This is a genomic window from Pseudomonas sp. HP_01, assembly GCF_055284355.1.
On record NZ_JBTOPV010000067.1, the window covers coordinates 142,731 to 164,403 of the forward strand.

The window sequence follows — 21,673 nt, forward strand, 5'->3', positions numbered from 1 at the left end:
ACTCAAGCGCTTTGCTCCAACTGACGGCCCGCGCCGCGTTTTTTCAAATGAATCATCAACAGAGAGATCGCCGCTGGTGTGACGCCCGGAATCCTTGAGGCCTGGCCGAGCGTTTCCGGACGAGTTATCCCCAGCTTGCTCTGGATTTCTTTAGAAAGACCGGAAATCCCGGTGTAATCGATATCTTCAGGGAGTCGTGTGTTTTCGCTGGCACGCAAACGAGCGATCTCATCCTGCTGACGGTCGATGTAACCGGCGTACTTGGTTTTGATCTCGACTTGTTCAGCGACCTGCGGGTCAGGCGAGCCGTTACCGGTCAGCGCAACAAGGCTGGCGTAGTCCACTTCGGGACGGCTCAGCAGATTCAGCAGATTGTATTCGTGGGTCAACGGCGTGCCGAAGTGCGCCGAGACCGCATCGCCCTGCTCGGTACCCGGACGAATCCAGGTGGACTTCAGGCGCTGTTCCTCGAGTTCGATGCCTTCACGCTTGGCACAGAACGCCGCCCAGCGGGCATCGTCGACCAACCCGAGCGCCCGACCCTGTTCGGTCAAGCGCAAGTCCGCGTTGTCTTCACGCAGAATCAAGCGGTACTCGGCGCGCGAGGTGAACATCCGGTACGGCTCTTGGGTGCCCAGCGTAATCAGGTCATCCACAAGCACGCCGATGTAGGCCTCATCCCGACGCGGACACCAGCTGTCCTTGCCTTGAGCCCGAAGGGCCGCATTTGCACCGGCGAGTAAACCTTGCGCACCGGCCTCTTCGTAACCGGTCGTGCCGTTGATCTGTCCGGCGAAAAACAACCCACCGATAACCTTGGTTTCCAGGCTGTACTTCAGGTCACGCGGATCGAAATAGTCGTACTCGATGGCATAGCCAGGCCGCACGATATGGGCATTTTCCATCCCGCGAATAGAGCGAACAATCTGCAGCTGTACGTCGAACGGCAGCGATGTCGATATACCGTTTGGATAAAGCTCATGTGTCGTCAAACCTTCCGGTTCGATAAACACCTGATGGCTTTCCTTGTCGGCAAAACGATGGATCTTGTCTTCGATCGACGGGCAATAGCGAGGGCCGACGCCTTCGATCTCCCCGGCAGCAGAATACATCGGCGACCGATCCAGATTCGCGGCGATGATTTCGTGGGTTCGAGCGTTGGTGTGGGTAATCCAGCAACTGACCTGGCTCGGGTGCTGAGCCTTGGAGCCCATAAACGACATCACCGGGATCGGCGTATCGCCCGGCTGTTCGGTCATCACCGAGAAATCTACAGATCGTCCGTCAATGCGCGGGGGGGTGCCCGTTTTCAGGCGACCCACTCTCAACGGCAACTCACGGAGCCTGCGCGCAAGCGCAATTGACGGCGGATCACCGGCGCGACCGCCCGAGTAGTTCTGCAGACCAATGTGGATAAGCCCGCCGAGAAAGGTACCTGTGGTGAGAACTACTGAGTCGGCGAGAAATCGCAACCCCATCTGAGTCACTACGCCCCGCACCTGGTCCTGCTCGACGATCAGGTCGTCGCATGCTTGCTGGAATATCCACAGGTTAGGCTGGTTTTCGATGATCTCTCTGACCGCTGCCTTGTACAGCACGCGGTCAGCTTGGGCACGCGTCGCCCGGACAGCTGGGCCCTTGCGGCTGTTTAGCACGCGAAACTGGATACCACTTTTGTCAGTGGCCGTTGCCATCGCACCACCAAGTGCATCGATCTCTTTGACCAGATGACTTTTGCCGATGCCACCAATGGCCGGGTTGCAACTCATTTGGCCGAGGGTTTCCACGTTGTGCGTAAGCAGCAGGGTGGTAGCACCCATACGTGCGGACGCCAGTGCTGCCTCGGTACCGGCATGACCGCCGCCGATGACGATCACTTGAAAACGGGAAGGGAAATCCACCACGCACCTCGTGCCTGTTGATTGGGGGGAATAGGAATGGCGGCAAGTATAGGCACTTACCCCCCCTTAAGAAACCCGTTGCGCAAAATCTAACCAGCTGTGGATGAATGGCGGTTATAGAAATTAAAAAGAAAGAAATTTATAAGATCTTTGTTTTTATGTTTATATTTACTGAGGCCACTTTCTGTGGATAAAGCTCTGAAGCCCTTTTATTACCTTATGTACAGACCATCAAAAGTCTGTGTCCATGTGGGCAAGAGGCCCTTGGATAACCTGTCTAAGCCTGTGGATTAAATGATAGGTTGTCCACAGGCGCAATTATCCTCAGCTCAGGTGCGTGTTTATCAACCGAGCTTAGCCGCGGTTATACACAGGGCTTAATCGGAAAATGATCCGCTGAGCGGTCAAATTCGACGCGCAGACATCCCCATTGCACTGATCGGGAATCAGGCAAAGTCGGATGAGTGAATGGGATGTGGCAGATCCGGAGAGATTGACCTGCCTGGGGATGGAGCGTAGCGCTATTTGCCAATGCAAAAGCTGGAGAAAATTCTTCCCAACAAATCGTCAGAGCTGAAGGCGCCGGTGATTTCACCCAAGGACTGCTGAGCTTGGCGCAGATCCTCTGCAAGCAGCTCACCAGCGCCGGCCAAGGTCAACTGTGAGCGTCCATGCTCAAGAGAGGCGCTTGCCTTGTGCAACGCCTCAAGGTGGCGTCGTCGCGCACTGAAGCTTCCTTCAGCTGTTTGCTGATACCCCATGCACGACTTCAGATGCTCGCGCAAAAGCTCCACGCCTCCACCACCCGCCTTGGCGCTGAGATTGATGGTCACGTGGCCACCGACGCTGGTCACCAGTTCCACCGGTTCATCACTTAGGTCCACCTTGTTACGAATCAGCGTGACATGGGCCGGGTCAGGTCGTTGATCGAGGAACTCTGGCCACAACGCGAACGGATCGCCTGCCTCGGGTGCTGTCGCATCCACTACCAGCAAAATGCGGTCTGCCTGGCCTATCGCCTGAAGCGCGCGTTGAACGCCTATTTTTTCCACCTGATCGTCGGTATTGCGCAGACCTGCGGTGTCCACGACGTGGAGCGGCATGCCATCAATGTGAATATGTTCGCGCAGGACATCCCGGGTTGTGCCGGCAATCTCAGTCACGATCGCCGCTTCTTTGCCCGCGAGTGCATTCAACAGGCTGGATTTGCCGGCATTGGGCCTGCCTGCAATAACCACATTCATGCCATCCCTGAGCAACGCGCCCTGATTGGCTTCGTGCAGCACTGTGGATAACTGGTTGCGCACATTATCCAACATGCTCAGCACGTGGCCATCCGCGAGAAAGTCGATTTCCTCCTCCGGAAAGTCGATGGCCGCTTCAACGTAAATGCGCAAGCTGATCAGTTTCTCCGTGAGTTCATGGACTCGTTGGGAAAATGCACCCTGCAGCGACCTCAAGGCATTCCGCGCGGCCTGAGCAGAACTTGCTTCAATGAGGTCAGCGATCGCCTCGGCTTGGGCAAGATCAAGCTTGTCATTGAGAAACGCGCGTTCGCTGAATTCACCCGGCCGCGCCAGGCGGCACCCCAGTTGCACGCAACGTTGCAGCAACATGTCCAGAACAACCGGCCCGCCATGTCCTTGAAGCTCGAGCACATCTTCCCCAGTAAACGAGTTAGGGCCTGAAAAGTAGAGACCGATGCCCTCGTCGATTACTGCGCCGTTTGCTTCTTTAAAGGCGCCGTAATGTGCATAACGAGGTTGTGGCAGTTTGCCAAGAATTGCCTCGGCACATTTGCTGGCCTGGGGGCCGGAAATACGGACGATGCCGACACCTCCTCGTCCGGGAGCAGTCGCAATGGCCGCGATGGTTTCAAAAAGAACGTTCATGGGCCGACTCCTGAGCAACTGACGGATAGCAAAACGCCCCACGAGGGGGCGTTTTGAATAACTTGTTAACAGGGTAGATCAGGCATCAGCTTTCTTGGCTTTCGCTTCGATGCTGCGGGTGATGTACCACTGCTGGGTGATGGACAAGGTGTTGTTCACAACCCAGTACAGCACCAGACCAGCCGGGAACCACAGGAAGAAGAACGTGAAGATGATTGGCATCAGCTTCATGACCTTGGCCTGCATCGGGTCCGGAGGTGTCGGGTTCAAACGCTGCTGGATGAACATGGTAGCGCCCATGATGATCGGCAGGATAAAGAACGGATCCTTGATCGACAGGTCGGTTATCCACAGCAGCCAAGGCGCTTGGCGCATCTCGACGCTTTCAAGCAGTACCCAGTACAGCGACAGGAAAACCGGCATCTGTACCAGAATCGGCAAGCATCCACCCAACGGGTTGATCTTCTCTTTCTTGTACAGCTCCATCATCGACTGAGACAGCTTCTGACGATCGTCACCATGTTGCTCTTTCAACGCGGCAAGGCGTGGAGCGACTGCACGCATGCGTGCCATGGACTTGTAACTGGCTGCCGACAGAGGGAAGAAAAGCCCTTTGATCAACATGGTCAGGAAGATGATCGACCAGCCCCAGTTGCCGACGATGCTGTGGATATGTTGCAGCAGCCAGAAAATAGGCTGGGCAATGAACCACAAAATGCCGTAATCCACTGTCAGTTCCAGACCTGGGGACAACTCTTTCAGGACTGCCTGACTCTTCGGACCGGCATAAAGCGTTGTAGTCGTCTCGGCTTTTGCGCCAGGTGCGACCGTCATTGCCGGACCGGTGAAACCGATAATGTAATTGCCTGCACTGTCTTTACGGGTTGTGACGGTGTTGCTGTCAGCCTTGTTCGGGATCCAGGCGGTCACGAAGTAGTGCTGTAGCCAGGCGACCCATCCACCCTGGACAGTATCCTTGACCGACCCTTTGTCGATGTCCTTCATGGAAACCTTTTTATAGGGTTCCGAAGGTGTCCACATCGCAGCACCCAGGTAGGTGGCGGTGCCAGTAGCGGTAGTCGAGGATGGATCAGCGCTCGCATCGCGTTTCAGCTGGGCGAACAGGTTACCGTTCCAAGGCTGCGCGCTCTGGTTGTCAATCACGTAAGAGACGGTCAGGTCATACAGCCCGCGTTTGAACGTGAAGCGCTTGATGTAGTTAACACCGCCATCGCTGAATTTCAGGTCAACGACCAAGTCGTTCTGTCCATCAGCCAGCTGGTAGCTTTTTTGCGTGGCCGAGTAAACAGGACGACCAGTGGATCGGGCATCAGGACCATTGGCGCCAGTCAGCCCGCTCTGAGCGAGGAAAATCCGCTCACCGCCGTTATCGAACAGCTGGAAAGGAATTTCGGGGTGATCCTGACGGCGTGGATAGAGCGGCAAACGAAGTTGCACCACGTCGCCACCTACCGGATCAATTTCCAGATTGAGGACGTCTGTCTTCACCTGAATCAGATCTTTGCTGGCGGCCACCGGGGTTTCAGCCGGCGCAGCGACTTCTCCGGTGGCGCTAGGAACGTCTGCATTGGCAGTCGCTGAACCTTGCGGAGCATCAGGAATAGCGGATGTATTGGTGTTGGCAGCAACATTCTGAGTCGGCAAGGCAGCCTGACCATAGTCCTGGTTCCATTTCAGGACACCGACATAGGTCACGATTGCCAGGGCGACGATCAGGATCGTGCGTTTAATATCCATGATTACTCGGCCATCGAAGAGGAACGGGAGGTGGGAGCAGGTGGAACCGGGTCATAACCACCGGGATTCCACGGATGACACCGACCTAAGCGACGTAAGGTCAGCCAGCCACCACGCACCAGACCATAATTTTCAATGGCCTCGTACGCGTAGCAGGAGCAACTGGGGTAGAAACGACAGTGACTGGCCATCAGAGGACTGATGGCATAGCGGTAAAACTGGATCGGAACGAGCGCCAGTTTACGCATCAGGACTGTCTACCCCCGCAGTTTCGGTTTTAAGTTCGGGATTGGGCCGGCTACGCGCCAGACGTTTCCAGAGCTTGCCGAAATGCTGAATCAATTCGGGGTTTTCAATATCACCCAAGCCTTTGCGTGCGACGACGACGATATCCCATCCGACCAGGTTGTCCTGGTGAAGGCGAAACGACTCACGCATCAGGCGTTTCAAACGGTTGCGCTCGACGGAGAGCTTCACGCTCTTCTTCCCGATCACCAGCCCGAGACGGGGATGATCAAGGTCGTTGTTGCGCACAAGGAGCAGGAGATTTTTCCCCGGAACCTTGCCGGTGGGGGAGTCAAAGACTGCCTTGAAATGCCGGGGTGTCAGCAAGCGCTTTTCCCGACTGAAGTCCTGACTCACCACCTGTGCCGATTAATCAAACTGCCAGACGCTTACGGCCTTTGGCGCGACGACGCGACAGAACTGCGCGACCGTTTTTGGTGGCCATACGAGCACGGAAACCGTGGGTGCGAGCGCGCTTGATAGTGCTGGGTTGGAAAGTACGTTTCATGGCGTGTTACCTGGTTCGTCCACAACGGGCCGGAATGGCCCCCGTTTTAAGAGACCGGGGATTCTAGAGAAAGCGGGCTCGCAGGTCAATTTCCAACCAACGTTTCTTGCATTTAGTTCCTGAGTGCAATTCGACGACAGCGGCCAATCCGTCGAAGCATCCTCGGATGCGTAGATATAGAAATAAAGAAGGAAGGTATTTAAAGCTTTTTTGTAAAGCTTATAAAAGCTTAAGGAGAGGTTTTCTGTGGATAAAAGCCTGAAGGCCTTTATTTGCCTGATGTACAGAGGAATGAAACTCTGTCCACAAGCAGTGCTCCTGCTGTGCGGCAGCTGAATACAAGCTGTGCGTAAACCAGCTAGTTATCCACATTCACTTTATCCACAGATTTCAGGGTGGTGTTATGCAGAGAGCTGAAGCGTGGTTATCCACAGACCTTAACTATCCACCGGCCGTCATCTTTTTCAGTGCTTTACGGTGGGTTTAGTGCGTTCGCGCCCTACCTTCGTGTGGATAAGTCAGCTACGGGTGGTTACAATGGCGGCTTGTTTTTGCCGCGCCGGCTTCAGAATCTAGGGGATATTTGTGTCAGTGGAACTTTGGCAGCAATGCGTTGAGCTTTTGCGCGATGAGCTGCCTGCCCAGCAATTCAACACCTGGATCCGTCCTTTACAGGTTGAAGCCGAAGGCGATGAACTGCGCGTGTATGCGCCCAATCGATTTGTCCTGGACTGGGTTAATGAGAAGTACCTGGGTAGGTTGCTCGAGTTGCTGGGCGAGCACGGTCAGGGAATTGCGCCGGCACTGTCCTTATTAATAGGCAGCAAGCGTAGCTCTGCCCCACGTGCCGCCCCGAACGCACCACTCGCTGCGGCGGTAGCCGCATCTCAGGCGGCTGAGATTGCAGCCACCAGCGAAGCGCCGGTTGCAGCGCGAGCTCCGCAATCCGTCGCGACGCCCGCTCCGATGATTCAGACCTCTCTGAATGTCGAGGATGAGCCTTCAAGGGCGAGCTTCGATCCGATGGCTGGCGCGAGCTCCCAGCAAGCGCCTGCGCGCGCGGAGCAGCGTAATGTTCAGGTTGAGGGCGCGCTGAAGCACACCAGCTATCTCAACAGGACCTTCACATTCGAAAACTTTGTTGAGGGCAAGTCCAACCAACTGGCGCGGGCTGCCGCCTGGCAGGTTGCCGACAATCCCAAGCATGGCTACAACCCGCTCTTCCTTTATGGTGGTGTAGGCTTGGGTAAAACTCACTTGATGCATGCTGTGGGTAACCACCTGCTCAAGAAGAACCCGAATGCCAAAGTGGTGTATTTGCACTCGGAGCGATTTGTGGCGGACATGGTCAAAGCGCTACAGCTCAATGCCATCAATGAGTTCAAACGCTTCTACCGCTCCGTCGACGCACTGCTGATTGATGACATTCAATTCTTTGCGCGTAAGGAACGTTCCCAGGAAGAGTTTTTCCACACCTTCAACGCGCTTCTCGAAGGCGGTCAGCAGGTCATTCTCACGAGCGACCGCTACCCCAAAGAAATCGAAGGTCTTGAAGAGCGCCTCAAGTCACGTTTCGGTTGGGGCCTTACGGTTGCCGTGGAGCCCCCGGAGCTGGAAACGCGGGTCGCGATTTTGATGAAGAAGGCGGATCAGGCGAAGGTCGATCTCCCTCACGACGCTGCGTTTTTTATTGCGCAGCGAATCCGTTCCAATGTGCGTGAGCTCGAGGGTGCGCTCAAGCGCGTCATCGCTCACTCGCACTTCATGGGCCGCGACATCACGATCGAGCTGATCCGCGAGTCATTGAAGGATTTGCTCGCGTTGCAGGACAAGCTGGTGAGTGTGGATAACATTCAGCGGACTGTTGCCGAGTACTACAAGATAAAGATCTCCGACCTGCTGTCCAAACGCCGTTCCAGGTCCGTTGCAAGACCGCGGCAAGTGGCAATGGCCTTGTCAAAGGAACTGACCAATCACAGCCTTCCCGAAATTGGCGACGTGTTTGGCGGCCGCGATCACACAACGGTCTTGCACGCGTGCCGGAAGATCAATGAGCTTAAAGAATCCGATGCGGACATCCGCGAGGACTACAAGAACCTGCTGCGGACTTTGACAACGTGATACCGACGCAGCTTATCAAGGCAAGGGACTAGACCATGCATTTCACCATTCAACGCGAAGCCCTGTTGAAACCCCTGCAACTGGTCGCGGGCGTCGTTGAACGCCGTCAGACCTTGCCGGTTCTTTCGAACGTACTACTGGTCGTTGAGGGCCAGCAGTTGTCTTTGACCGGTACTGACCTCGAAGTCGAGCTGGTCGGCCGCGTACAGTTGGAAGAGCCTGCAGAACCGGGCGAGATCACCGTTCCTGCGCGCAAGCTGATGGACATCTGCAAAAGCATCCCAAATGACGCGCTCATCGACATCAAGCTCGACGAGCAAAAGCTGATTGTCAAAGCCGGCCGCAGCCGATTCACGCTTTCCACCCTGCCTGCCAACGACTTCCCTACTGTCGAGGAAGGTCCGGGTTCGCTGACGTTCAGCCTTGTTCAAAGTAAATTGCGCCGTTTAATTGAGCGCACCAGCTTTGCCATGGCTCAGCAGGACGTTCGTTATTACCTCAATGGCATGCTGCTGGAGGTTCAGTCGGGCATTCTGCGCGCGGTGGCTACTGATGGACATCGTCTTGCGATGTGCTCCATGGCTGCAGAGATCGAGCAGGCTGACCGTCACCAGGTGATCGTTCCGCGTAAGGGTATTCTGGAACTGGCGCGGCTGCTAACCGAGCAAGATGGGCTGGTCAGTATCGTGCTGGGTCAGCATCACATTCGTGCGACCACGGGCGAGTTTACGTTCACATCCAAATTGGTCGACGGCAAATTCCCGGACTACGAGCGAGTGCTTCCCAAGGGCGGCGACAAGCTTGTTGTGGGTGATCGTCAAGCACTTCGAGAAGCGTTCAGCCGCACTGCGATTCTCTCCAACGAGAAGTATCGAGGCATTCGTCTTCAATTGGCCAACGGTCAGCTGAAGATTCAAGCGAATAACCCGGAGCAAGAAGAGGCCGAGGAAGAAATCAGCGTCGACTACAATGGCAGCTCTCTCGAGATCGGATTCAACGTGAGTTATCTGCTCGACGTACTGGGTGTCATGACCACGGAGCAAGTCCGTCTGATTCTCTCTGATTCGAACAGCAGCGCTTTGGTGCAGGAATCAGGTAATGACGACTCGGCCTACGTCGTCATGCCGATGCGCCTGTAACAGCAGTTGATTAATGTCTCTTAGCCGCGTCTCGGTCACCGGGGTGCGCAATCTGCAACCGGTGACCTTCTCTCCTTCTCCCCGCATCAACATCCTGTATGGCGCCAACGGCAGTGGTAAAACCAGTGTCCTTGAAGCCATCTATCTCCTGGGCTTGGCGCGCTCGTTCCGCAGCGTACGGCTGCAGCCGGTTATCCAATACGAGCAACCTGCTTGCACTGTCTTTGGCCAGGTGGAACTTGCCGAGGGTGGCCATAGCAGTCTGGGCATTTCCCGTGATCGTCAGGGAGATTTTCAGATCCGTATCGATGGCCAGAACGCCAAAAGCGCCGCGCAACTTGCAGAGACATTGCCGCTGCAGCTGATTAACCCGGACAGCTTCAGGCTTCTTGAAGGCGCTCCCAAGATCCGTCGTCAGTTTTTGGATTGGGGAGTGTTCCACGTGGAACCTCGTTTCATGTCGACTTGGCAGCGGCTCCAGAAGGCCCTCAGGCAGCGTAACTCGTGGCTTCGGCATGGTACACTTGACGCCGCTTCGCAGGCGGCATGGGACCGTGAACTGTGCCTTGCCAGCGATGAAATTGACGAGTTTCGGCGCGCCTATATCAAGGCGTTGAAGCCAGTATTCGAGCAAACCTTGAGTGAGCTTGTTCAGATCGATGGGCTGACGCTTAGTTACTATCGAGGATGGGACAAGGAAAAAAATCTGAGTGACGTACTGGCATCTTCGCTTTACCGCGATCAGCAGATGGGTCACACGCAGGCGGGGCCGCAACGTGCAGACTTACGCCTGCGATTGGGTGGGCACAATGCGGCGGATATCCTTTCCCGTGGGCAGCAGAAACTTGTGGTCTGCGCCCTGCGCATTGCTCAGGGACATCTAGTCAGCACGGCCCGTCGTGGCCAATGTATTTACCTCGTCGACGATCTGCCATCGGAGCTCGATGAGAATCACCGCGGTGCGCTATGTCGCCTGCTGGAAGAATTACGCTGCCAGGTATTTATCACCTGCGTAGATCATGAATTGTTGAGGGAAGGCTGGCAGACGGAAACGCCAGTTGCTTTGTTCCACGTGGAACACGGCAATATCACCCAGACCCACGACCACCGGGAGTGAAGGCATGAGCGAAAACCAAACGTACGACTCGACCAGCATCAAAGTGCTGAAAGGGCTCGATGCCGTACGCAAGCGTCCTGGTATGTATATCGGCGACACAGACGATGGCAGCGGCCTCCACCATATGGTGTTTGAGGTTGTGGACAACTCGATTGACGAGGCGTTGGCCGGTCACTGTGACGACATCAGCATCATCATTCACCCGGATGAATCGATCACTGTTCGCGATAACGGTCGTGGCATTCCGGTCGATGTGCATAAAGAAGAAGGCGTTTCCGCAGCCGAAGTCATCATGACTGTGCTGCACGCCGGTGGTAAGTTTGACGACAACTCCTACAAAGTATCCGGCGGTCTGCACGGTGTGGGCGTTTCAGTGGTCAACGCGCTGTCCGAGGTTTTGAACCTCACTGTCCGCCGCAGTGGAAAAGTATGGGAGCAAACGTACGTCCATGGTGTTCCACAAGAGCCGATGCAAATCGTTGGTGAAAGTGATACCACGGGTACCGAGATTCACTTCAAGCCCTCCTCTGAAACGTTCAAGAACATCCATTTTAGCTGGGACATCCTGGCCAAGCGCATTCGTGAGCTGTCGTTTCTCAACTCCGGTGTGGGTATTGTTCTTAAAGACGAGCGCAGCGGCAAAGAGGAGCTGTTCAAGTATGAAGGCGGTTTGCGCGCATTCGTTGAGTACTTGAACACCAATAAAACACCTGTGAATCAGGTTTTCCACTTCAACATCCAGCGTGAAGATGGCATAGGCGTTGAGATTGCCCTGCAGTGGAATGACAGCTTCAACGAGAACCTGTTGTGCTTTACCAACAACATTCCACAGCGTGACGGTGGTACGCACCTCGTTGGCTTCCGTTCTGCTCTGACACGCAACTTGAACAACTACATCGAGCAGGAAGGTCTGGCTAAGAAGCACAAGGTCGCTACTACCGGTGACGATGCGCGTGAAGGCCTGACAGCGATCATCTCCGTCAAGGTACCCGATCCGAAGTTCAGCTCGCAGACGAAAGACAAGCTAGTGTCTTCAGAAGTGAAGACGGCGGTTGAGCAGGAGATGGGCAAGTACTTCTCTGACTTCCTGCTTGAGAACCCGAACGAAGCGAAAGCCGTTGTCGGCAAGATGATCGATGCAGCGCGTGCTCGTGAAGCGGCGCGTAAAGCACGTGAGATGACTCGTCGCAAAGGTGCGCTGGATATCGCAGGCCTGCCAGGCAAACTGGCCGACTGCCAAGAGAAAGACCCTGCCCTTTCCGAACTGTATCTCGTGGAAGGTGACTCTGCGGGCGGCTCCGCCAAGCAGGGACGTAACCGTAAGACTCAGGCCATCCTGCCACTCAAGGGCAAGATTCTGAACGTGGAAAAGGCACGCTTCGACAAGATGATTTCGTCCCAGGAAGTGGGCACGTTGATCACGGCACTGGGCTGCGGTATTGGCCGTGACGAATACAACATCGAAAAGCTGCGTTACCACAACATCATCATCATGACCGATGCGGACGTCGACGGCTCGCACATCCGTACCTTGTTGCTGACCTTCTTCTTCCGTCAATTGCCGGAACTGGTTGAGCGTGGCTACATCTACATTGCTCAACCGCCTTTGTACAAAGTGAAGAAAGGCAAGCAAGAGCAGTACATCAAAGACGACGACGCCATGGAAGAGTACATGACCCAGTCGGCCCTTGAAGATGCGAGCCTGCACTTGAATGAGTCGGCGCCTGGCATCTCCGGTGCAGCACTGGAGAAACTGGTTCACGACTTCCGCATGGTCATGAAGACTCTGAAACGTCTGTCTCGCCTGTACCCGCAAGAGCTAACCGAGCACTTCGTCTACCTGCCGGCTGTACCTATGGAGCAGTTGTCGGATCATGCGGCCATGCAAGAGTGGCTGGCGAAATTTGATGAGCGCCTGCGCGTGGGTGAGAAGTCCGGTTTGGTCTACAAGGCCAGTTTGCGTGAAGACCGTGAGCGTAACGTGTGGTTGCCAGAGGTCGAGCTGATCTCCCATGGTTTGTCTAACTACGTAACGTTCAACCGCGATTTCTTCGGCAGCAATGACTATAAAACAGTCACTGCGCTGGGTGCTCAGATCAGCACGCTGCTCGAAGAAGGCGCTTACGTTCAACGTGGCGAACGCAAGAAAGCGGTCACCGAGTTCAAGGAAGCGCTGGCCTGGTTGATGGCAGAGAGCACAAAGCGTCACACGATTCAGCGCTACAAAGGTTTGGGTGAAATGAACCCGGATCAACTGTGGGAAACCACGATGGACCCGAGCGTTCGACGCATGCTCAAGGTGACGATCGAAGACGCCATTGGCGCTGATCAGATCTTCAACACCTTGATGGGTGATGCGGTTGAACCGCGTCGGGACTTCATTGAAGCCAACGCACTGGCGGTGTCGAACCTGGATTTCTAAGGTTCACCCGCTGACAAAACAGCCCCAACGATGCGAATCGTTGGGGCTGTTTTGTTTGAGGGTTCAGCTCACGATTTTGATGGGGTTAACTGCCGACGTGGTTCTTCCTCTCTTGGTCAACCGTTTGCCCCATTCAATCCCGCGCTGTTCAATGAGGCGGTGGCTGACCACAGATACGCCCACGATAATGATCAACAGAGCGAGGAGCAGAGCGTTGTCAGCCACTACGTTGTTCAAGGACAGCGTTGGACTTGGCGCTCCTGCAGGATAAGTGACGATGGCGTAACCAGTGAGTTTCCCTACAAGCAGCATGGCGAGGGTAAAGGCGAATAGAACCATCGCATGGGTCATGTAGATCGAGTAGGACAGCGCGCCCAGGTTCTCGAACGGGCGAGCCTTCAGCAAGGTCGAGATCACCCCTCCCTCAAAGGAGAAGATCAACATGAGCACGCAGAAGCCCAACGTCAGAATGATCTGCTTGTGATCAATGTCACTCACCAGCAAGCTGACTATCAGGCAGATCCCTGCGACTTCCAGAGCCGTGTGCAGCCAGCGCGGCAGGCTCATGTTGTGGATAACCCGGTAGAGGTGGTAGGTCAGCACGCCTGCAAAGAAACAAGACAGACCCTGCAGTGCGGGCTCCATCAGATAGGCAAGTCCCAAGGCCAGGCACACCGTAGCCATCAACGAAATCATCGAAAATATCAGCGTGGCGAAGCGTGGGGTACACAAGAGGATCCCCGCGAAGATCATGTAGATGTAGTACTCGACACTGATGCTCCAGGCGGGAAAGTTGAACGACTGGGGATTGAATCCTGGCCACCAGGATTGCAACAGCAGCAGGTTGGGAATGATTTCCTGGGGCGCGCGCTGCCCGGTGAAGCTGGGCTGATTGAACGCTATGCCGGCATGCTCAGCGCCCAGCTTCACTACCTCCAATGCGATGGCGAATACGAGTACAAAGACGTGCAACGGGTACAGTCGGAAGCTGCGTGTGATGAAAAACTGCCTGAACTGGTCCGTGGTGGCCAGGCGCTGGGCATAGGTGTGAAACATGACAAAGCCGCTCAGGACGAAGAAAAAGCTCACCAGGTAATGAGCATTTCTGAAGAACGCCCATTCCCCGAAGCTCTGCGAAATATGGATGTGATAGACCGCAACGCTAAGTGCGCAGATGCCCCTAAAACCGTCCAGCACTTGAAATCTCTTCATCTCGAACTCCCTGTCGAATCCATACTGAATGCGTTTCGATTTTCCCTCTGAGCGCAGGTCATCTCGCGCTACCCTTCCCGGCTTTAGGCCAAAGGGTTTTCACGGTGTCCAGGCAGCTGCTCAAAAACCAGGCAAGCTCACGGCGCCGTGCCATGGCTGGCCTCTCGATGAAGTGCCAAGAGAATATGGCGGCCAGTATCACAAGTGGAAAGGCGGGCAGCATCATGCTGAGAGGGCCGATGCCTTTGAACAGATCGGCCAGAATTTCCTGAATCGGGAAGCCGTAGATATAGGCGCCGTACGAGTAATCACCCAGCTGGTTATAACGGTCGATCGTGGGGTGCGTTGCGAACCCGAGGTAGAAAATCAGATACGTCCAAACCAGAACAAAGCATTCGAAGAAATAGGGTGTGCGCCATGTGCAGACGGCTAGTACGGCGAAAGGCAGGAAGCCAATGAGTCGATGCTGGATGTGCTGACGATATCGGTAGAAGGACATGCCCAGCACAAATGGCAAGCTCCACGTGAAGAAAGACTCGACGCCGTAGAAGTCATTGAACAGCGCGTTGTTCAATATCAGGGTTTTGAAGGCTACATACAGTGCCGCATAGAACATTAGAAAGCCGGCGAATTTACGGCCTTCACTGTAGAAGGCGGATGCGCCAAGCGCACTGACCAGCATGTAGAACGCCACCTCATAAAAGAGCGTCCATAGTGACCCGTTGATACCGGGCCACGGGTTGTTCTCGAACACACCAGGCAGGTGGAACTTCATGCTGAGCAGCGTCAAGTTGTGGGTCGCATAACCGTATGTTTCACCTGAGCGGAAATATTCCGACGCACTCAGTGTCGTAAACATGGGCCCGATGAGGAACACGCTCAGCAGCAGCACAAGTGTCAGTCCAGGGTAGATACGCAGAAACCGAGCGGTGAGGAAATCCATCGTGCTGTCCGCGCGATCGCGGCTAAGCGAGATAAAAAAGCCGGAGACGCAGAAGAATGTGATTACCGCCACATCACCAAGGGAGAGGCCGAGCCAGTCAGAGAGCGGCTCGACCGCATCATGGCCGAGTGCGAGCGGGTAACCGTGGGAAATCAGTACCGCAGTGGCGGCAAGCATTCTGATCAGGTTGAAATTGTTGTTTCGTCTGGACGCCAGGTCACCCAACGTACTCATACTGCCTCCGCGCGAAATCAGGGTCATGTCGGATCGATCCATTCACCGCTGTGACGCTCACGCGGTCGGGGACGCGCGATATCGAGAGGGTTCTAAATGGTTTTGAGCTTGAACGATACACTGGGTAGGCTGCGCGTCTAATTGGCATCCCTAATGGGGCTGCGGATAAGCTGCATGCCTTGTCAGCCAATAATTTGGCCCTTAAACATGAACGATAGTTTTTGAGAGGCGGACGTGTCGGTAGGCCTTGATAGGCCACCTGCAGTGGAGGGAACCTAGATACCCGCCGAGTGAACCGTTTCATCAGGACAGATGGAAGACCAAGGAGCCTGAGTCATATGTCGATTCGCAAATACCAGAAAGTACTGGCCATCCCTCGAGTGCTGCCTGCAACGTTGTTCATGTTCGTTGCGGGTCTGCCGCTGACCATCATGGGGCTCACGCTGAGCCTGCACGTTCTCAACGAAATGGGCGGCAGCTATTTTGATGCCGGCGTGGTGGGGACAGCGACCGCCCTCGGATTCGCGGTGGGCTCTCCCCTGCTCGGCCGAATGATTGACCGTCATGGACTACGCCCGGTGGTGGCCGTGTGCGGCACGCTGTCGACCCTCGCCTGGATACTGCTTCCCATGGTGAGCTATTGGCTTTATGTGCTTCTGGCTTTCGTGGCCGGGCTGTTTACCGTGCCGACGGGATCGCTTGCCCGGCAGTTCGTCGCCAGCCTGGTGCCGGAAGATCAGCGCCGACCTGCCTACTCGCTCAACATGATGCTCATGGAGCTCTCATTCGTCATCGGGCCCGCCAGCGGTATCCTGTTGATCACTACCTATTCGGCCACTGCAACGCTGGCAGGAATCGGTCTCTGGCGAGCGCTCTCCTATGTTGTGCTCTACGTGTTGAACTGGCCTACGCGCAATGTGGACGAAGTCGCTGAAAATCCGGATCGCGTGCGACCTAAGCTCCGCACATGGATGAGCCGCCCTCTGATGGCCGTGATGTTTGTCAGCGCGGGTGCGTTGTTCGTGCTGTACGGCACCGAGCTGGCACTGATCGCCGTACTGCGCGCAAGCGATCAACTTGCCTTTACCGGGTATGTCATCGCCGCCATGTCCGTAGCGTCGATCGTGGGCGGGTATGTCCACGGTGTTGTCCACAGGTCGTGGTCACAAATGAAACTTGCCTTGGCGATGAGCCTGCTGCTGCTGCCCGTGGTGTTCTTTGACGACGTCTGGTGGTGGCTGATGCTCGCGCTATTGCCCACCAACTTACTGTGCACGCCGACGTTGGCTGCAGGTTCGGAAGCGGTTGCCAAGCTGGCGCCTTCCAGCGTGAGAGGTGAAGTGATGGGGCTGCACGATTCGGCTTACCGAATAGGCCAGACGCTGTCCGCACCAATGGTGGGATTCGCGATCGACAGCGTTTCTCCCGCGATGGGATTTGTAGCGGCCGCGAGTGGAGGGATTGTACTGGTCGGTATGGGGGCGTTATGCAGTCTGTGGGGATCAGCGCCGGCCAGAACGGCTTGACTGGAACATCGGTCTTGGCTGCACAGGCTCAAGACCGGTATTTTCAGCCCATTGGCTGTCGTTGGAAAAAACTTATGCACGTTTTGGACGCGGTAAGCGTCGTAAGAAATAAGTAATCAAATTAACGAGTTAGACGCTAATTTATGGAATTTCAATTTATTCGTGCACAGGTTATCCACAATTCACGCCGGTGATTTCTCGGGGGCGGGCGCAGGCACTGCGGGCGATCCCAGGTCACGTTGGATTTGCTCGTTCCACGCCGAGACGCGATCATTCAGCGCAGCGATTGCGCGAGGGCCAGCGCCTTCCGCGTACATCGGTTTGCCAATCACGACTTCGATGGTGCCCGGCTTTTTACCCCAACCTTCTTTAGGCCAATAGCGGCCAGCATTGTGTGAGATAGGCAGGACGGGCAAGTCCGCGTTAACCGCCAGTGCCGAACCGCTGCGCGAGAATTTTCCGATCTGGCCGTAAGGCACGCGTGTGCCCTCAGGAAAGATCAGCACCCAGACCCTATCTTTGAGCAACTCATCGCCCTTCTTAGCCACAACCTTCAGCGCCGCTTTGGGATTGTTGCGGTCGATGGCGATGGGACGCAGCATCGCCATGGCCCAACCGAAGAACGGGACGTATAGCAACTCACGCTTCAGTACTTGGCTTAAAGGCTGAAAGTGGGCCGAGAGAAAAAACGTTTCCCACGTACTCTGGTGATTGGAGACGATCACGCACGGCGTCTCTGGGATGTTCTCATGTCCGGTGACGTTGACCTTGATGTTGAGGAACACGCGGGTCAGCCATAAGGCGCAGCGGCACCAGTAGACATTGATGAAGCGATAGCGAAGACGGAACGGCAGGAAAGGTGCAATAAAGAAACTCAGCGAACACCACAGCAGGGCAGTAGTGCCCAGCAGCAGGTAAAAGAAGAAAATCCTGATGGCCTGCACAATCGACATAGCTGCTTTTACCGTTACGGGGCAATTGCCCGAATTGAGCGAGCCGTTGAATAGCCGTTAGCCGTTCAACGGGGCGCTGTTGTGAATAAGTTCTGCGGCAACCGCCGCCAGATCATCGAAAACCAACGTGCCTGCGGGTAGAGCACCGCTTCGCGTCTTCTGACCTTTGCCGGTCAGGACCAGAACAGGTTGTGAGTCGACGGCCACCGCCGCCTCCAGGTCACCCTTGCTGTCGCCTACAAACCACACGTCACCCAAATCGACGGCGTAATGGCTGGCAATTGTCTTCAGCATGCCCGGTCTTGGCTTGCGGCAATCGCAGCCGGCGTCCGGGCCATGGGGACAATAAACGACCAGTCCGAGCTCACCACCCTCCTCCGCCACGAGTTCACGCAAGCGTGCGTGCATGGCATCGAGGGTGGCCAGATCGTAGTAACCGCGAGCGATGCCGGACTGGTTGGTGGCCACTGCCACCGTCCAGCCGGCCTTGCTCAGTTGCGCAATGGCCTCGATGGAACCTGGAATCGGAACCCACTCGTCCACCGACTTGATGTAGGCATCGGAGTCCTGGTTGATCACCCCGTCCCTGTCGAGAATCAGCAACTTCACTGGCATGCGCTCCGCTGTCAGCTCAACAAAGAGATGTCGGCAACGCCGAGGAACAGATTGCGCAGACGGGCAAGCAAGGCATAACGGTTGGCTCGCACACTGGCGTCTTCCGCGTTGACCATCACTGCTTCAAAAAACGCATCCACCGGCTCGCGAAGTGCTGCGAGACGCGTCAGCGCTTCGTTGTACTGACGGCTGGCGGACATCGGCGCTACCGCCTGATCTGCCTGCTGAATGGCCGAGTAAAGCGAGAACTCGTTGGCGTTATCGAAGTACTTCGGCTCGACGGTCTGGGCGATGTTACCGTCTGCTTTGCTCAGCAGATTGGAAACCCGCTTGTTCACGGCGGCCAGTGCGGCAGCCTCAGGCAATTTGCGGAAGGCCTGAACCGCCTGCACACGTTGATCGAAGTCCAGAGCCGAAGCCGGCTGCAAGGCGCGCACCGACAGGTAGACGGAAACGTCGACGCCTTCGTCTTCATAGCGCGCACGCAGGCGATCGAAGATGAATTCGAGCACCTGCTCTGGCAGGCCAGCAGGTTTGATCTTCACACCAAACTGAGCGACGGCGAACTGCACGGTTTTGACCAGGTCGAGATCCAGCTTCTTCTCGATCAGGATGCGCAGGATGCCGAGCGCGGCCCGGCGCAGTGCGTATGGGTCTTTGCTGCCGGTCGGCAGCATGCCGATGCCGAAGATGCCCACGAGTGTGTCGAGCTTGTCCGCAATGGCGACTGCGGCGCCGGTCAACGTGCCTGGCAATTCAGCGCCAGCACCGCGTGGCATGTACTGCTCGTTCAACGCCAGTGCGACGTCTTCGGGTTCGCCGTCAGCCAGCGCGTAGTAGTAGCCTGCAACGCCCTGCATCTCGGGGAACTCGCCAACCATCTCGGTCGCCAGGTCGCACTTGGACAGCAAGCCTGCACGTGCGGCGCGCTGAGCATCGCCTCCAATGCGTGGCGCGATGAACGCGGCGAGCTTGGAAACGCGCTCGGCCTTGTCGAACACCGTGCCCAGTTGCGCCTGGAACACCACGTTCTGCAGGCGCTGGTTGAACGTCTCCAGCTTCTGCTTCTTGTCCTGCTTGAAGAAGAACTCGGCGTCGGTCAGACGTGGACGAACGACTTTCTCGTTACCGTGGACAATCTGAGATGGGTCCTTGCTGTCGATGTTCGCGACGGTAATGAAGCGCGGCAACAGCTTGCCTTCGGCATCCAGCAGACAGAAATACTTCTGGTTGTCCTGCATCGTGGTGATGAGGGCTTCCTGCGGCACTTCAAGGAAACGTTCCTCGAACGAGCACACCAGCGGCACGGGCCACTCGACCAGCGCAGTCACTTCATCGAGCAATGCCGGCGGCACGATGGCGGTGCCTTCGTGTTGCGTGGCGAGCTCTTCGACGCGCTTGCTGATCAACTGACGACGCTCGTTGAAATCCGCAAGCACGTGGGCCGCGCGCAGGTCGCTGGCGTAGTTGGCCGGCGACGAAATGCGCACGCTTTCCGGGTGATGGAAGCGATGGCCCCGGGATTCACGGCCGGACGTCTGGGCAAGAATGGTGCAGTCAACGACCTGATCGCCAAACAGCATGACCAGCCATTGGGTCGGACGTACGAATTCTTCCTTGCGAGCACCCCAGCGCATGCGCTTCGGAATCGGCAGGTCGTTCAGCGAATCTTCGATGATGGTCGGCAGCAGGCTCAACGTCGGCTTGCCAGGGATGCTCTGGCTGTAGCGCAGCTTCGGGCCGCTCTGATCGATCTCACTCAGGTCCACACCGCACTTCTTGGCGAAGCCCAGGGCGGCCTGGGTCGGATTGCCCTCGGCATCAAACGCCGCCTGACGTGGCGGGCCATCCAGGTTGACGCTGCGATCCGGCTGCTCGGTGGCGAGCTGAGTGATCAGCACGGCCAGACGACGTGGCGCGGCATAAACCTGTTTGGCACTGTAGGTCAGGCCGGCAGCGTGCAGGCCTTTTTCGATACCGGCCATGAATGCATCGGCCAGGGTATTCAATGCTTTGGGTGGCAGTTCTTCGGTGCCCAGTTCAACCAGAAAATCTTGAGCACTCATTGCGCAGCCTCCAGCTTGGCCAACACTTCATCACGAATATCGGGCGCGGCCATAGGGAAGCCGAGCTTGGCCCGGGCCATCAGGTAAGCCTGGGCCACGGAGCGAGCCAGGGTGCGGACGCGCAGAATGTACTGCTGACGCGCCGTCACGGAAATCGCGCGACGTGCATCCAGCAAGTTAAAGGTGTGAGAGGCCTTGAGGACCATTTCGTAGCTCGGCAATGGCAGCTCCACTTCGATCAGGCGCACGGCTTCGCTTTCATAGAAATCGAACAGCTCGAACAGTTTGTCGACGTTGGCGTGTTCGAAGTTGTAGGTCGATTGCTCCACTTCGTTCTGATGGAACACATCGCCGTAGGTGACCTTGCCGAACGGCCCGTCAGTCCAGACCAGGTCGTAGACCGACTCGACGCCTTGCAGGTACATCGCCAGACGTTCGAGGCCATAGGTGATTTCGCCGGTAACCGGGTAGCACTCGATACCGCCGACTTGTTGGAAATAGGTGAATTGCGACACTTCCATGCCGTTCAGCCAGATCTCCCAACCCAGGCCCCAGGCGCCGAGGGTTGGGGATTCCCAGTTGTCTTCGACAAAGCGGACGTCGTGCACGAGCGGGTCAAGACCCACGTGCTTCAGCGAGCCAAGGTACAGCTCCTGGAAGTTGTCAGGGTTGGGCTTCAGAACAACCTGAAATTGGTAGTAATGCTGCAGGCGGTTCGGGTTCTCGCCATAACGGCCATCGGTAGGACGACGGCTCGGTTGTACGTAGGCGGCGTTCCAGGTTTCCGGGCCGATGGCGCGCAGAAACGTAGCGGTGTGGAAAGTGCCGGCGCCCACTTCCATATCGTAGGGCTGAAGTACCACACAACCTTGCTCAGCCCAGTATTGCTGGAGGGCGAGGATCAAGTCTTGGAAGGTACGCACGGCTGGCGTAGGCTGGCTCACGAAATTCACCTGTACTGGGGGGCTGCGATTTAAAGAG

Annotated in this window: 17 protein-coding genes; 5 read left to right on the forward strand and 12 right to left on the reverse strand. The window is 56.2% G+C overall.

Annotated elements, in window-relative coordinates; genetic code table 11:
• Window positions 1-2: 2 nt before the first annotated feature.
• From mnmG to rpmH, 6 genes are all read right to left on the reverse strand, one after another.
• A complete protein-coding gene (gene mnmG / locus ACYAR8_RS23505; RefSeq protein ID WP_074886118.1) occupies window positions 3-1,901 on the reverse strand; it encodes a tRNA uridine-5-carboxymethylaminomethyl(34) synthesis enzyme MnmG in 1,899 nt (632 codons plus the stop codon).
• A 521-nt stretch (window positions 1,902-2,422) separates the two neighbouring features.
• Entirely contained in the window at window positions 2,423-3,793 is a 1,371-nt protein-coding gene (gene mnmE / locus ACYAR8_RS23510) for a tRNA uridine-5-carboxymethylaminomethyl(34) synthesis GTPase MnmE (protein ID WP_074886121.1), read from the reverse strand.
• A 78-nt stretch (window positions 3,794-3,871) separates the two neighbouring features.
• The gene (yidC, locus tag ACYAR8_RS23515; protein ID WP_463581195.1) at window positions 3,872-5,551 is read right to left on the reverse strand and encodes a membrane protein insertase YidC; all 1,680 of its coding nucleotides are present in this window, start codon (window positions 5,549-5,551) and stop codon (window positions 3,872-3,874) included.
• 2 nt (window positions 5,552-5,553) lie between these two features.
• Window positions 5,554-5,799: a membrane protein insertion efficiency factor YidD gene (gene yidD, locus ACYAR8_RS23520; RefSeq protein WP_074886126.1), complete on the reverse strand. Its 246-nt coding sequence runs from the start codon at window positions 5,797-5,799 to the stop codon at window positions 5,554-5,556.
• Entirely contained in the window at window positions 5,792-6,193 is a 402-nt protein-coding gene (gene rnpA, locus ACYAR8_RS23525; RefSeq protein WP_074886129.1) for a ribonuclease P protein component, read from the reverse strand. Before rnpA ends, yidD begins: the two co-directional genes overlap by 8 nt.
• Before the next feature lie 16 nt (window positions 6,194-6,209).
• Window positions 6,210-6,344: a 50S ribosomal protein L34 gene (gene rpmH / locus ACYAR8_RS23530; protein WP_002551315.1), complete on the reverse strand. Its 135-nt coding sequence runs from the start codon at window positions 6,342-6,344 to the stop codon at window positions 6,210-6,212.
• Between the two features lie 585 nt (window positions 6,345-6,929).
• Here rpmH and dnaA point away from each other — a divergent pair.
• From dnaA to gyrB, 4 genes are read left to right on the forward strand one after another with little or no spacing between them, the layout of a single operon-like run.
• Window positions 6,930-8,465, forward strand: coding sequence for a chromosomal replication initiator protein DnaA (gene dnaA / locus ACYAR8_RS23535; protein WP_074886132.1), 1,536 nt, complete (start codon window positions 6,930-6,932; stop codon window positions 8,463-8,465).
• A gap of 35 nt (window positions 8,466-8,500) precedes the next feature.
• A complete protein-coding gene (gene dnaN / locus ACYAR8_RS23540; RefSeq protein ID WP_065988045.1) occupies window positions 8,501-9,604 on the forward strand; it encodes a DNA polymerase III subunit beta in 1,104 nt (367 codons plus the stop codon).
• Window positions 9,605-9,617: 13 nt separating this feature from the next.
• Window positions 9,618-10,721, forward strand: a complete 1,104-nt coding sequence (gene recF, locus ACYAR8_RS23545; protein WP_074886135.1) for a DNA replication/repair protein RecF — start codon at window positions 9,618-9,620, stop codon at window positions 10,719-10,721.
• A gap of 4 nt (window positions 10,722-10,725) precedes the next feature.
• A complete protein-coding gene (gyrB, locus tag ACYAR8_RS23550) occupies window positions 10,726-13,143 on the forward strand; it encodes a DNA topoisomerase (ATP-hydrolyzing) subunit B (RefSeq protein WP_065988041.1) in 2,418 nt (805 codons plus the stop codon).
• Window positions 13,144-13,206: 63 nt separating this feature from the next.
• On the opposite strand, the gene ACYAR8_RS23555 is transcribed toward gyrB, so the two are convergent.
• Together ACYAR8_RS23555 and ACYAR8_RS23560 are read right to left on the reverse strand one after the other, a co-directional pair.
• A complete protein-coding gene (locus ACYAR8_RS23555) occupies window positions 13,207-14,355 on the reverse strand; it encodes an acyltransferase family protein (protein ID WP_463581196.1) in 1,149 nt (382 codons plus the stop codon).
• 58 nt (window positions 14,356-14,413) lie between these two features.
• A complete protein-coding gene (locus ACYAR8_RS23560; protein WP_463581197.1) occupies window positions 14,414-15,559 on the reverse strand; it encodes an acyltransferase family protein in 1,146 nt (381 codons plus the stop codon).
• Window positions 15,560-15,870: 311 nt separating this feature from the next.
• Here ACYAR8_RS23560 and ACYAR8_RS23565 point away from each other — a divergent pair, with 311 nt between their 5' ends.
• Window positions 15,871-17,058, forward strand: coding sequence for an MFS transporter (locus tag ACYAR8_RS23565; protein ID WP_217648305.1), 1,188 nt, complete (start codon window positions 15,871-15,873; stop codon window positions 17,056-17,058).
• A 182-nt stretch (window positions 17,059-17,240) separates the two neighbouring features.
• Here the strand turns inward: ACYAR8_RS23565 and ACYAR8_RS23570 are convergent, their stop codons facing one another.
• The 4 genes from ACYAR8_RS23570 to glyQ are packed head-to-tail and all read right to left on the reverse strand — an operon-like array spanning window position 17,241 to window position 21,636.
• Window positions 17,241-18,011, reverse strand: a complete 771-nt coding sequence (locus ACYAR8_RS23570; RefSeq protein ID WP_074886143.1) for a lysophospholipid acyltransferase family protein — start codon at window positions 18,009-18,011, stop codon at window positions 17,241-17,243.
• 57 nt (window positions 18,012-18,068) lie between these two features.
• Window positions 18,069-18,626: a D-glycero-beta-D-manno-heptose 1,7-bisphosphate 7-phosphatase gene (gene gmhB, locus ACYAR8_RS23575; RefSeq protein WP_175514146.1), complete on the reverse strand. Its 558-nt coding sequence runs from the start codon at window positions 18,624-18,626 to the stop codon at window positions 18,069-18,071.
• Window positions 18,627-18,637: 11 nt separating this feature from the next.
• Window positions 18,638-20,692, reverse strand: coding sequence for a glycine--tRNA ligase subunit beta (glyS, locus tag ACYAR8_RS23580; RefSeq protein WP_074886146.1), 2,055 nt, complete (start codon window positions 20,690-20,692; stop codon window positions 18,638-18,640).
• Window positions 20,689-21,636, reverse strand: coding sequence for a glycine--tRNA ligase subunit alpha (glyQ, locus tag ACYAR8_RS23585; protein ID WP_065988033.1), 948 nt, complete (start codon window positions 21,634-21,636; stop codon window positions 20,689-20,691). The genes glyS and glyQ overlap by 4 nt, the downstream gene beginning before the upstream one ends.
• Between the last annotated feature and the right edge of the window lie 37 nt (window positions 21,637-21,673).

Bases quoted from the DNA above. Each gene is read 5' to 3' on its own strand.
- mnmE (WP_074886121.1), bottom strand. From the start codon at position 3,793: ATGAACGTTCTTTTTGAAACCATCGCGGCCATTGCGACTGCTCCCGGA.
- yidC (WP_463581195.1), bottom strand. From the start codon at position 5,551: ATGGATATTAAACGCACGATCCTGATCGTCGCCCTGGCAATCGTGACC.
- yidD (WP_074886126.1), bottom strand. From the start codon at position 5,799: ATGCGTAAACTGGCGCTCGTTCCGATCCAGTTTTACCGCTATGCCATC.
- rpmH (WP_002551315.1), bottom strand. From the start codon at position 6,344: ATGAAACGTACTTTCCAACCCAGCACTATCAAGCGCGCTCGCACCCAC.
- dnaN (WP_065988045.1), top strand. From the start codon at position 8,501: ATGCATTTCACCATTCAACGCGAAGCCCTGTTGAAACCCCTGCAACTG.
- recF (WP_074886135.1), top strand. From the start codon at position 9,618: ATGTCTCTTAGCCGCGTCTCGGTCACCGGGGTGCGCAATCTGCAACCG.
- gyrB (WP_065988041.1), top strand. From the start codon at position 10,726: ATGAGCGAAAACCAAACGTACGACTCGACCAGCATCAAAGTGCTGAAA.
- ACYAR8_RS23555 (WP_463581196.1), bottom strand. From the start codon at position 14,355: ATGAAGAGATTTCAAGTGCTGGACGGTTTTAGGGGCATCTGCGCACTT.
- ACYAR8_RS23560 (WP_463581197.1), bottom strand. From the start codon at position 15,559: ATGACCCTGATTTCGCGCGGAGGCAGTATGAGTACGTTGGGTGACCTG.
- ACYAR8_RS23565 (WP_217648305.1), top strand. From the start codon at position 15,871: ATGTCGATTCGCAAATACCAGAAAGTACTGGCCATCCCTCGAGTGCTG.
- ACYAR8_RS23570 (WP_074886143.1), bottom strand. From the start codon at position 18,011: ATGTCGATTGTGCAGGCCATCAGGATTTTCTTCTTTTACCTGCTGCTG.
- gmhB (WP_175514146.1), bottom strand. From the start codon at position 18,626: ATGCCAGTGAAGTTGCTGATTCTCGACAGGGACGGGGTGATCAACCAG.
- glyS (WP_074886146.1), bottom strand. From the start codon at position 20,692: ATGAGTGCTCAAGATTTTCTGGTTGAACTGGGCACCGAAGAACTGCCA.